Raw genomic sequence first — 12,802 nt, forward strand, 5'->3', positions numbered from 1 at the left:
GATAAAAATACCTTTAATCGAATGAGGTTAGACAATTCTTACTTTGTATGTCCGTAACCAGTAGTCAACTTGCGCTAGATAGGCGAAAAGCTGCGGAGTGCTCATCAATTGACCAAACCAGGGAATCTGAACGGCATTTGCTTCTTGTTCGAGGAGGGTTTCTACGTAGTTTCTGTCGATGATGGAGAGGAGTGGAGAAGAATGATCAGATATGACCTCTTTCAGCCAGTCGCGCGTTGCTTTGGCATAGGCAGGGTGATGAGTTTTCGGATAGGGACTTTTTTTACGATATAGGACATCATCTGGTATCAAGCCTTCCATTGCTTTACGCAGTAGCCCTTTTTCTCTTCCATCATACATTTTCATCGACCAAGGCACATTCCAGAGATACTCGACCAATCGATGATCACAAAAAGGTACTCGAGCCTCTAAGCTGGCTCTCATACTCATGCGATCTTTTCGATCCAATAATGTATTCATAAACCAGGTGTGATTCAAATAAAACATTTGGCGTCGCTTCTGCTCCAGCTCAGATTCTCCCCGAAGAGGTGGCACTTCAGCAATAGTTTGTAAAAAACGGTCTCTAACATAAGACTCTGGTTGAAGCTCCTCACGCCATTCGTGAGACAACCATTTGAATCGTTCATGATTATTTCTGGTCCAAGGAAACGAATCTGCAAACAATGTCTCCTGATTATGAAACCAGGGATACCCTCCGAAAATCTCGTCTGCACATTCTCCTGAGAGGACAACTGTCGTCTCTTTTTTCATTTCAAGACAAAACAAATAGAGAGAAGCATCGATATCAGCCATTCCGGGCAAATCCCGTGCAATGACAGCAGTTTGTAAGGCATCAACCAATTCTGGGGTATCAAAGATGATGGAGTGATGTGTTGTCCCCACATGGTCAGAGACACGTTTTATCCATGCCGCATCTGAATCAGGCTGATAGGAATGTGATGTGAAGTATTGGTCATTATCCTTGTAATCAATGGAGTAGGTATGCACCTTGCCACGACCCTGCCCTCTGTAATACTTGGCAGCTACCGCTGTAATTACGCTTGAATCTAAACCACCAGACAGAAGCATCGATACGGGCACATCAGCAACCAACTGGCGTTCAATTGCATTTATCACGAGTGAACGGACTTTTTCCACGGTTTGTTCAAAAGTATCGGTATGTTCGTAGCTTTCTAACTGCCAGTAAGGTTTTATTACGACTCCACTTGTTGATACAGTTGCACAATATCCTGGTCGAAGCTCTTTGATCCCACGAAACACGCCATGACCCGGTGTGCGTGCTGGAGAAATTAGCATAATTTCAGCAAGACCTTCCCGATCTAATTCCGGATGAATCTGCGGATGAGCCAGCAGTGTTTTTAATTCCGATCCGAACACAAACTGCTCTTGTTGATGCCAATAAAATAATGGCTTAACACCTAAACGATCTCTGGCAAGAAACAAACTTTGTCTTTGTTCATCCCAGATGGCAAAAGCAAATATTCCGTTCAACTTTTCTAAACAGTTCTCGCCCCATTCCAGATAAGCGGTGAGTAGAACTTCCGTATCTGAATGCGAGGAAAATGTATGCCCAACGTGCAGTAATTCTTGTCTGATATCCTCGGTATTATATAATTCTCCATTATATACCAGGATTGCAGATCTACCTTTCGCTTGCTTTTTCATTGGTTGCGCGCCGCCTTCTGGATCTACCACAACAAGCCTGCGATGCCCAAAAGCTACCCGCTCACCCAGATAATATCCTTCACTATCTGGCCCTCGATAAAGAAGAGTCTCAGTCATCTCCCGCATGATTGCGAGTTCCTGACGCAAGCTTTTTTCATAATGAACCCAACCGGTAATCCCGCACATGATTTTCACCCTTTCCGTTTACAAGATGAATACAGCAAACCTAATCAGTGATCTAGGCACATGGTATGCAATGGTTAATCCAACGGTTGCTTGTTCGGAGGTGTTTCAGGTGAAAAAAACAGAAAATTATCAATCAGCAGCTAAATCTATCTGCGAATAAGTCTCGTACCTGTATTTTTATTAGAATATTATGATAATTTTACTTTACAAGAGGTGTATAGTTATCTGAAAATATGAATAGATAACAAAAAAATTATTGACGTGTAGGCAGGGGGGGATGGATTTTACTATGAATAGAATGTTTATGCAAGATGAATATTTTTCAGCTTTTTTGCATGCTCTCCCAGAAGCCTTTCTGGTCCTTTCTGAACAGCGAGAAGTCCTGTATGTAAATCAGGCATGGACAAAAATGACGGGCTACACCCAGGAAGAACTGGCACGGGTTTTTCCCATGTATATACCAGAGGAAAAATTACATCTTTATAAGCTTAAACAAGAGAAACAACATCTACCCATTGAAATATCCGTTATGCATAAAAATGGACATCCTATTATTCTTTTATTCCGACCATTTTTACTACCATGGGAAGATATTGGTTTTGTTGTGAAAGATATTACGAAAGAACGGAGAATTGAGCAGAAATTATATGAGGTGAAGCAACAACTACATTCATTTGTTCAACATTCAAATGACTCGATTACGCTGTTTGCCAAGGACTATTCCATCATTAATGTAAGCAAGTCATTTGAGAGTATTACAGGCTTTAGACCTGAAGAGTTGATTTCCGACCCTAATTTAGTTATTCCAGAAGGATATGTAGATCAAAGAAAAATACATTTTAAGACCGTGTTGGAGACAGGAGAGACGACGATGTTTAGGACAAAGCGTCGTCATAAAGCTGGACATTCTTTTGATGCGTCCATTACGTATAGCCCCATTCGTAATAAAGCTGGAGAAATTATCGGGGTAGCCTCTGCCATGCGTAATATAGCCGAGAAAGTTAGAATCGAGACACAGCTATGGGAAGCGAAGGAGCTATTGGAATCATTCGTGAAAAGTACGACCGATGCTATTGTCATGTTAGATCTTAATGGCAAAATAATGAGTTATAATCCAGCTTTTAAAAAAATATATGGTTATACGGCATTTGAAGTAGACCAAAATATTAATCAGATGTTCGAGCCTGCTTACGTTGATGACCTGTCAGATAAAATACACAGAACAATACGTGGAGAGAGTTTTCATGATATACAAGTTTCTTGTACGCGAAGTGATGGGCAACAGATCGATGTTCTGTGCACGTGTATTCCTATTCGAAATAATTTGGGAACGATTATTGCCATCGCGATTATTACAAAAGACGTTACTGAGCAGAAAAAAACAGCAGAAGCGTTAAAGGATAGTGAAGCAAAATATCGGTTGATTACTGAAAATATGACCGATCTTATAGCTATACTAGATCGCAGGGGTACCTACACATATGTGTCGCCCTCATTTTTTACTATTCTAGGGTATAAACCTGAATCAATAATTGGATTACATTACAAAGATTTGGTACATACAGAGGATTTGCCACGCTTATACACCAGAAGAAGAAAGATGATTACACATGGTTCTGTAATGCAAATGGAAATTCGATATCTCTGTGCTACAGGGGAATGGATGTATCTAGAAGCCAATGGAACCCCCATTAGAGATGAAAAAGGTCGGGTAGAACACTTTGTATTTGTAGCAAGAAACATTACAGAACGTAAACAAGCTGAAGAATTATTGCGTAACTCTGATAAATTGTCAATGATCGGTGAGTTGGCAGCAGGTGTCGCCCATGAAATCAGAAATCCGCTTACTGCGTTAAGAGGATTCATTCAGTTACTTCAAGCAAGCGAAACCAAGAATAAATTCTACTTTGATGTGATGATTACCGAACTAGATCGGATTAATTTCATCGTAAGTGAATTATTGGTGCTATCGAAACCACAAGTCCAGCACTATAAACAAACGAATGTCCTTCACATTATACGTGACGTTATTACTCTTTTAGAAAGTCAGGCACTTCTTCATAATGTCATGTTTCACATAGAGGGGGCAACTAATGAACTAACCATTACCTGTGAAGAGAATCAGATTAAGCAGGTATTTATCAATATTGTAAAAAATGCAATCGAAGCAATGCCAAATGGAGGTACAATTACCATTGATACCACCCAGGAAGGGAATCACATCCAAATATGTTTTAAGGACCAAGGGTGTGGAATACCGAAAGAACGGTTTGATAAGCTAGGAGAACCATTCTATACAACGAAAGATAAGGGTACTGGTTTAGGGTTAATGGTAAGTAATAAAATAATTCGAGATCACCATGGCCACTTTACGATTGACAGCGTTATGGACGAGGGAACGACTGTTTGTGTGCATTTACCTCTTACTTTTATCAAACAATAGGATAAAAGAGGAATCTGCATGAGAATAGGCTCTCACTTGAGTTTACAGAGTGGATACGCGCAAGCTGCTATTACTGCTTACAAGATGGGGGCGGGATGTTTTCAGTATTTTCCCAAAAACCCTAGAAGATTGTCGATAAAAGATTTTTCTTTGCAAGATGCGAGAAGATGCAGAGAAATATGTGAAAAAAATGATTTGGTTTCTGTCGCTCATACTCCGTATCCTACGAATCTGTGTGTGGAAGGAGAGGAGGTATATGCGACTATGCTCCAATCGGTAAAAAATGATTTGGATATAGCTGATGCGTGTGGATCTCTCGGAGTTGTTGTACATTTTGGACAGTACAAAGGTGCGAAAAAAAATCCTTTGTACGGGTATCAGCTCATGATTTATTCATTAAATGAAATCCTTCGATCATATAGTGGTAAGGCAATGATTCTGTTAGAAAATAATGCTGGTCAAGGTAATAAAATGGGAATTACGATCGAAGAACTTGTTCAGGTACGTTCTTTGTGTGAGAAACCAGAGCATATTGGTTTTTGTCTGGATACTTGTCATGCTTTTGCTAGTGGAATGTGGGAACTTAATAAGGAGAATGAACTAGTTGAGCGATTTATCCATTCGGATTATGTACCCCATTTGAAGGTGATTCATCTTAATGATTCCAAATATCCTGCTTTTTCCTATCGAGATCGGCACGCTGATATTGGAAGAGGAATGATTGGAGAGGAGGCTTTTATCAGATTACTGTCTCGACCTGAATTGGTTACTATTCCACTTATCCTTGAAACGCCGGGAGAAAGGGAGGGGGGACATCAAGCGGAGATAGAATTCGTTCGCGGATTGTCCAAAGACATTCAGTAGGATATGATAGAAGATGGCCGTTACACAAGAGCGGATAATAATGATGAATCAAAAGGAGATCAACATGACAAAAACAATAAAAGTTATCATACGTGATTTTGATAAGATCAAAGAGAATCTGGATGATAGTGCAGAATTGAAGCTGTATGAAGAAGCGAACGGTAAAGTGTTTGAGGCAGAAATTGAAGCAGATGGATATGCGATTGTTGATTTGACAGAGGAAGATTACATTGAACTTGCTCCGAGCGAGTATGAATTAATGATTGTAGATTGGAAAGTAGCAGGTAAACTAGGTGAATTGATTTTGGAGACAAAATCAGACCCAGAGGATGATACAGCACTCGTATACCGTGGTGTTGATGCAGTAGGCAATGTACTGCAAGAACCAACGTCCCTGCCAAAAGGTTTAGTAGATCAGCTTGCAAAAGCATGGTTTGCCCGTCCTAAAACTCCAAGAGATCCAGAGATTAACGAATAACGACAAAAAAACAAGCCCCTTTCTCTTAGTGACACCACTTAGATAGAAAAGGGCTTGTTATTTTCTTTATTACATTTCTTCAGGTGCTTGCAGTCCTAACAGGCGAAGACCTTCTTTTAATACGATTAAAACAGCTTCTACCAATTGCAAGCGTGCTTGTTTAACATCTTCATCTTCCGCTAAAATGCGAACATGAGCGTAGAATTTATTGAAAGATTGAGCGAGATCAATGACGTACTTACCAATTTGTGATGGATCAAATTGATCGCCAGCTTTCTCAATAACCTCTGGAAATTGCAGTAAGGTCGTAACAACCGCCCACGTTTCAGCGCCTTCAAAAGCACCTTCAACAGCTTTAACCTCAGACTTTTTGTAATTCCCTTTTTTCAGTAGAGAACAGCCACGAGCATGTGTATATTGCACGTATGGTCCTGTTTCACCTTCAAACGTAAGCATATCTTCCCAAGAGAAGTTAATGTCATTTAGACGATAGTTTTTCAAGTCATGGAAAATTACTGCGCCAACACCAACTTGACGAGCAATAGCTTCTTTGTTAGCAAGGTTAGGATTTTTTTCTTCGATTACCTTTAGTACATCTTCAATAGCTTGGCTCAATACTTCTTCTAATAAGACGAGTTTACCTTTACGGGTAGACATCTTTTTACCGTCTTTTAGCATCATGCCAAATGGGATATGGTGCATTTCTTTGGCCCAGTCATAACCCATTTTTTGCAGTACCTTAATGAACTGTTGGAAGTGAAGACGCTGCTCCCCACCAACTACGTACAGAGCTTTGGCAAAATCATAATTTTCATGGCGATACAGTGCTGCTGCCAGGTCACGAGTAGCATATAACGTTGCGCCATCTGATTTTTTGATCAAGCAAGGTGGCATATCATATTCTTCAAGAGAAACGACCATCGCACCATCTGATTCAGAGAGTAGTCCCTTTTGCTCTAGTAGATCGACAACGCGATCCATTTTATCGTTATAGAAAGCTTCTCCATTTGTAGAGTCGAAGGAAATTCCCATTAGTTCATAGATTTTGTTAAATTCTTGTAGGGATTCATCACGGAACCATTGCCACAGCATTCTTGCTTCCTGATCGCCATCCTCCAGTTTTTTAAACCATTCACGACCCTGATCTTCCAGGGAAGGATCACTCTCTGCTTCTTCATGGAATTTAATGTATAGGGTGAGCAACTCTTTGATAGGTTCTGCTTTTACTTTCTCTTCATTTCCCCATTTTTTGTAGGCAACGATCAGTTTACCAAATTGCGTACCCCAGTCACCAAGGTGATTAATACGCACAGGTTTGTAACCTTGTTTTTCCATGATGTTCGCTAGGGCATTACCAATGACTGTAGAGCGAAGGTGACCCATAGAGAATGGCTTTGCAATATTAGGTGCGGAAAGGTCAATGGGAACCCTCTTTCCTTCACCCAGTTGCGAGCTGCCATAAGTAGCTCCTTCAGTTAAAATCGTATTCACACAAGATACGACAACTTCTTCTTGGTCGAAGAAAAAGTTAAGATAGGCACCTGCTACCTGTACTTCCTTTAAAAATGGCAAAGATATTTTATCTGATAGTTCCTGTGCAATCATTGGAGGAGCTTTGCGCAATGACTTGGCTAACTGGAAGCAAGGGAAAGCAAGGTCACCCATTTGAGGATTGGGTGGAGTTTCCAACATGCCTTGCACACGTTCCTCCGTAAAATCTTCAATACCGATTTGCGTCAGAACTTGTGAAATGTGAGTAGCTACTTGTTGTTTATAGCTCATGTTATTCATCCTTTCTATACATGTATAAAGGTTCGTGAGAGAAATTCGCACATTTTCCAAAAGAGCATATAAGCATCTAGGATCGCTGATATCAAGTGAGAACCAGCAAGCATATAATGCAATACAAGCTGAAATGGCACCAAAACAAAATGGCTATAGACAGCAAAAAACCTCTCGTCTCTACTGATACAACAATTGTAATCAGCGTAAGAGACGAAAGGTTATTATCTTCCGCGGTGCCACTCTTTTTGCCCTCCATCCAATCGTGACGGAGAACCTGCTTTCAAGCTGTAACGGGCTTACCCGGCTAATTCTATCATCGTCAGCTATAATGATGAACTGACGACTTCAAACCGCATCTCCGAGGTACGCTTCATCAATTTCTGTTCAGTCGGGCTTCCACCATCCCCGGCTCGCTTGGTTCACGAGAAATCATTACTATCCTCATCATCGATATCTATTCATATAGCGACTAGTATAACCAAATTTGCAATTCGTAGCAAGGGTAAGGTCAATTCTTTTTCTGTTTTTGAAGCTCCTCCAGCTTTTTGAAATATTCCTTTGTGTAGGCTTCTTTATCTGTTGCTTCTTCAAACTGTTTCTTATAAGAAAGGAAGGTTTCTAGAAGAGCCAGCTCTTCCTCGGCCCCATCACTGTCAGCAAATGATTCTGTAGGATCAAATAGCATCAAGCGATCATCCTGACCACCACGAAAATATTGTCGTTGCCAGTGTTCGGGGAACTGATAAATAGTATTTTCATCAAGAAGAATGGCCATTACTTCTCCATCATCAAGTGGGAGAAAATTATCATATTCTTCACGAATCCCACCTGCCATTAAACTGATATGATGGGTATGGTAATGAAGATAATGTAGACCGTTATTCCGATCTTTTACAATTCGATAAGAGTCCAGCTCATTATTTTGCAGGATTTTAACTGTTTCAAGTGATTGCATGAAAGTTGATTTATGTAAAACTGACGATGGGTTTGTCATGATAGGCCCTCCCTTTTTATCTACCTATATCGTAGCAAGGAACGGTTGGAGCTACAAGAAAACAAGTGTAGAAAACCGATGACCTCATGAATAAAGCCATGAAGAGTGGAGAAAGGGCAGGCTATTGCCCTTTCCCGTAACCTCACCATGACAGATGGTTACATGTTGTATACATGGGTGTTGAATTGCTTAGTTAAAGCAGCCGCAAGCAATAATCACCAATAGGATAAACAGAACCAAGATAAAGCTGAAGTTATCTCCAAAGAATCCGCCGCCACCGAAAGATGTGCTCATGAAAAGTGCCTCCTTTATATTTTAAAGTAAGAAGGTATTGCTGTTTAGTTATTACAGCAACTGCAGATAATAATAACTAACAATATGAACAGCACAAGGATGAAGGAGCAATCGTTGAAACAATTCCCGCCACCGAATGTTGTGCTCATGAAGCATTCCCTCCTTCGCTTTGTTATTCTACAGTCTATACATTACTGTCTATCTGGTGTGGGCAGGAGCCCAGCTTAGTAGAAAAATGGGCAGATAACAGAGTAAAGGGGGAATCAGAATCAGATATCCGTTGACGACTTACTGTCAGAATGTTAAGATACGTGTAATTCAAAAATAGAATGACAAGGTACAACTATATATACACTCTTATCAAGAGAGGCGGAGGGACTGGCCCGAAGAAGCCTCGGCAACCGATTAATCAGGTGCCAAATCCAGCAAAGCATTCGCTTTGAAAGATGAGAGGGGATCAGAGTCTCCAGGTAAAGACCAATAATCCTCTTCTTCGCTTTTAAGCGAGAAGAGGATTTTTTTTTCTATGTAAGAAAGGGTAAAAAACATTCCATAAAGGAAAAAAGATCCAAAATCCAAAAAAGGAGTTACATAACATGCAAAAACCAACAATTCAAGAGCAATTGCAACGTAAGATTTTGATTTTGGATGGAGCTATGGGCACCATGCTGCAACAGGCGAATCTGACGGCAGCAGACTTCGGTGGAGAAGATTTGGAAGGCTGTAATGAGAACTTGAATATCACAAGGCCCGATGTAATTCGCCACATACATGCTGTTTATCTGGAAGCAGGTGCAGATATTGTAGAAACCAATTCCTTTGGTGCTACTGACATTGTTTTGGCAGATTACGATATATCCGATAGAGATTATGAGTTGAATCTGGCTGCGGCTCAGATAGCTCGAGAAGTGGCAGACGAGTACTCCACACCTGAATGGCCAAGATATGTGGCTGGTGCAATGGGACCTACAACAAAAACGCTCTCCTTAACAGGCGGTGCTACCTTTGATCAAATGATTAACGCTTACTACCGTCAGGCAAAAGCCTTACTAATAGGTGGAGTAGACGTATTATTAGTGGAAACATCCCAAGACACATTGAATGTAAAAGCGGGGGGTATCGGTATTCGCAAAGCTTTTGCAGAAGTGGGCTATGAAATACCTATCATGATTTCTGGAACGATTGAGCCGATGGGTACTACGCTGGCAGGTCAAAATATTGAGGCATTTTATATTTCAATTGAACATTTAAAACCGATTACTGTAGGGCTCAACTGTGCAACTGGTCCAGAATTTATGCGGGATCACTTACGGACCCTGTCAGATTTGGCTTTGTCTGGTGTAAGTTGCTATCCCAACGCTGGATTGCCAGATGAGAACGGACACTACCATGAATCCCCTAAAGCACTTGCAGCCAAGATGGCTGCCTTTGCTGAAAAAGGTTGGTTGAACGTAGCGGGTGGTTGCTGTGGAACCACACCTGAACATATCACGGAACTGGCTGAAACCTTAAAAGAGTACAAACCACGCCAAAATAATACGGACCATGCAGCGGCAGTCTCTGGAATTGAAGTTTTATATGTGGAAGAAGATAATCGACCTATCCTCGTGGGAGAACGCACAAACGTAATAGGTTCGAAAAAATTCCGAGATTTGATTGCGGGGGAACAGTACGAAGAAGCGTCAGATATAGCACGATCCCAGGTGAAAAAAGGAGCAGCGGTTATTGATGTATGTCTGGCTGACCCGGACCGTGATGAGTTAGATGATATGAAGCAATTTTTACCGTTTGTAGCACGAAAAGTAAAGGCGCCATTAATGATTGACTCAACAGATAGAGATGTATTGGAATTAGGACTTACCTATTCGCAAGGTAAAGCGATTATTAACTCTATTAATCTGGAAGATGGTCTGATTCGATTTGAAGAGGTTGTTCCTCTAATCCATAAATATGGAGCAGCAGTTGTAGTAGGGACGATTGATGAAGAAGGAATGGCAGTGACACGCGAACGTAAATTAGCGGTTGCAGAACGTTCTTACGATCTATTGGTAAATCAATTTGGAGTGAATCCAAAGGATATCATTTTCGACGCGCTTGTATTCCCTGTTGGAACAGGAGATGAGCAATATCTTGGTTCAGCGAAGGAAACTGTGGAGGGGATTCGTCTCATCAATGAGCGTTTCCCAGAGTGTAAGCACATTCTCGGGGTAAGTAACGTTTCATTTGGACTGCCTGTATCAGGTAGGGAAGTGTTAAATGCAGTCTTCCTTTATCATACGACTTTGGCAGGACTCGACTATGCGATTGTAAATGCTGAAAAGCTGGAGAGATATGCATCTATCCCAGAGGATGAACGGAAACTGGCTGAAGCATTATTGTTTGATACAAATGATGAAACGCTCGCTACCTTTACTGATTTTTATCGTCAAAAGAAGAAAACAGAAGTAAAGCAAGTCTCTAACCTAACTTTGGAAGAACGCCTTGCTAATTATGTGGTTGAGGGTTCAAAAGATGGTCTGTATCCTGACTTGGATGAAGCTTTGAAAAAATATGCCCCACTCGACATTATCAATGGACCACTAATGGCTGGAATGGAAGAGGTAGGCAGACTTTTTAACACCAATCAATTAATTGTAGCCGAAGTATTACAAAGTGCAGAGGTTATGAAGGCATCCGTTGCCCATCTTGAACCGCACATGGAAAAATCAGAATCTGCTGCGAAAGGCAAGATCATTCTGGCAACGGTAAAAGGTGATGTTCATGATATCGGGAAAAACCTGGTGGAGATCATCTTGTCCAATAATGGTTATGATGTCGTCAATTTAGGAATTAAGGTAGCACCAGAACAATTGATTAAAGCATTTCGGGAAGAAAAACCAGATGCTATTGGGTTATCAGGACTATTGGTAAAATCTGCACAACAAATGGTTATAACGGCGCAAGACCTACGAAGCTCCGGCATAGATGTTCCGCTTATGGTAGGGGGCGCAGCGCTTACTCGCAAATTTACTACAAATCGCATAGCACCTGAGTATGATGGACTTGTTCTCTATGCTAAAGATGCGATGGACGGGTTAGATATCGCTAATAAATTACGAGATCCAGAAGGACGCCAAAAGATAGCGGAGGATCAAAAGGCAGCTTCATCATTAGCTTCGGCAACTGCTACAGCTACTCCTGATACAGAGAAAAAGCCGGTAACAAACAGTGTGAAACGTTCGGCAATCAGCACAACGGCACCAATTTTTGTGCCACATGATTTGAAGCGACATGTACTACGCAATTACCCGATCAGTCATTTGCAGCCTTATGTCAACTTGCGCATGCTACTAGGCAAACATCTGGGTGTACGTGGAAATGTAGAGAAGCTGATTGAAAACAAGGATGAAAAAACTTTAGAACTGTATGAAGTTGTACAAGATCTCCTTCTAGAAGCAATTCGCAATGATATTTTGAAGACACAAGGAATGTATCAGTTTTTCCCAGCACAGTCATCAGGTGACGATATTCTTATTTATGATCCAGAGAATCAAAGTACTGTTATTGAACGTTTTACGTTCCCTCGTCAGCCACAGGAGCCGCATCTCTGTTTGTCAGACTTCCTTCGCCCTGTAGAATCTGGTGAAATGGACTACGTAGGTTTCCTGACCGTTACTGCAGGAGAAGGCGTACGTGAACTTGCACAATCCTGGAAAGAGCAGGGGAACTATCTTCGTTCACATGTACTACAGTCATTGGCATTAGAATTGGCAGAAGCATTCGCGGAACGTATCCATCACGTCATGCGTGACACATGGGGATTTCCAGATCCAGCTGATATGACTATGCTTGAGCGCTTTGGAGCTAGATATCAGGGAATTCGAGTCTCTTATGGTTATCCAGCTTGTCCGGACCTGGAAGACCAACGCAAGCTATTTAAGCTGCTGACACCGGAGGATATTGGAATACAGTTAACAGAAGGCTGCATGATGGACCCAGAAGCTTCCGTATCGGCTATGGTCTTTGCTCATCCGGAAGCAAGATATTTTAATGCTACTCCACCAGTTGAAGTGGAAGCGTAAACGTACCGATT

The 12,802-nt window shown here is 41.3% G+C and carries 8 protein-coding genes and 1 riboswitch; of the genes, 4 read left to right on the plus strand and 4 right to left on the minus strand.

Annotated elements, in window-relative coordinates:
• Positions 1 to 27 precede the first annotated feature (27 nt).
• On the minus strand, positions 28 to 1,872 hold the full coding sequence (gene asnB / locus LM917_RS19065; protein WP_232699323.1) for an asparagine synthase (glutamine-hydrolyzing): 1,845 nt from the start codon (positions 1,870 to 1,872) through the stop codon (positions 28 to 30).
• Positions 1,873 to 2,161: 289 nt separating this feature from the next.
• Between asnB and LM917_RS19070 the strand changes: the two genes are divergently transcribed.
• The 3 genes from LM917_RS19070 to LM917_RS19080 all read left to right on the plus strand — a co-directional run bounded on the left by LM917_RS19070 (position 2,162) and on the right by LM917_RS19080 (position 5,657).
• A complete protein-coding gene (locus tag LM917_RS19070) occupies positions 2,162 to 4,315 on the plus strand; it encodes a PAS domain-containing sensor histidine kinase (RefSeq protein WP_232699325.1) in 2,154 nt (717 codons plus the stop codon).
• 18 nt (positions 4,316 to 4,333) lie between these two features.
• Positions 4,334 to 5,179 carry a deoxyribonuclease IV gene (locus tag LM917_RS19075; protein WP_232699326.1) on the plus strand — a complete coding sequence of 282 codons (846 nt, stop codon included), beginning with the start codon at positions 4,334 to 4,336 and terminating at the stop codon, positions 5,177 to 5,179.
• 64 nt (positions 5,180 to 5,243) lie between these two features.
• Positions 5,244 to 5,657 (plus strand): hypothetical protein, encoded by a 414-nt coding sequence (locus tag LM917_RS19080; RefSeq protein ID WP_232699327.1) that lies wholly within the window; start codon positions 5,244 to 5,246, stop codon positions 5,655 to 5,657.
• Between the two features lie 69 nt (positions 5,658 to 5,726).
• Here the strand turns inward: LM917_RS19080 and argS are convergent, their stop codons facing one another.
• From argS to LM917_RS19095, 3 genes are all read right to left on the minus strand, one after another.
• Entirely contained in the window at positions 5,727 to 7,439 is a 1,713-nt protein-coding gene (gene argS, locus LM917_RS19085) for an arginine--tRNA ligase (RefSeq protein ID WP_232699328.1), read from the minus strand.
• Positions 7,440 to 7,950: 511 nt separating this feature from the next.
• The gene (locus LM917_RS19090; RefSeq protein WP_232699329.1) at positions 7,951 to 8,436 is read right to left on the minus strand and encodes a hypothetical protein; all 486 of its coding nucleotides are present in this window, start codon (positions 8,434 to 8,436) and stop codon (positions 7,951 to 7,953) included.
• Positions 8,437 to 8,625: 189 nt separating this feature from the next.
• On the minus strand, positions 8,626 to 8,730 hold the full coding sequence (locus LM917_RS19095; protein WP_232699330.1) for a YjcZ family sporulation protein: 105 nt from the start codon (positions 8,728 to 8,730) through the stop codon (positions 8,626 to 8,628).
• Between the two features lie 354 nt (positions 8,731 to 9,084).
• A riboswitch (SAM riboswitch) is annotated at positions 9,085 to 9,183 on the plus strand.
• 143 nt (positions 9,184 to 9,326) lie between these two features.
• Between LM917_RS19095 and metH the strand changes: the two genes are divergently transcribed.
• Positions 9,327 to 12,791, plus strand: coding sequence for a methionine synthase (metH, locus tag LM917_RS19100; RefSeq protein WP_232699331.1), 3,465 nt, complete (start codon positions 9,327 to 9,329; stop codon positions 12,789 to 12,791).
• Positions 12,792 to 12,802: the final 11 nt, after the last annotated feature.

The organism is Brevibacillus daliensis, assembly GCF_021245735.1.
Taxonomy (GTDB): domain Bacteria; phylum Bacillota; class Bacilli; order Brevibacillales; family Brevibacillaceae; genus Brevibacillus_B; species Brevibacillus_B daliensis.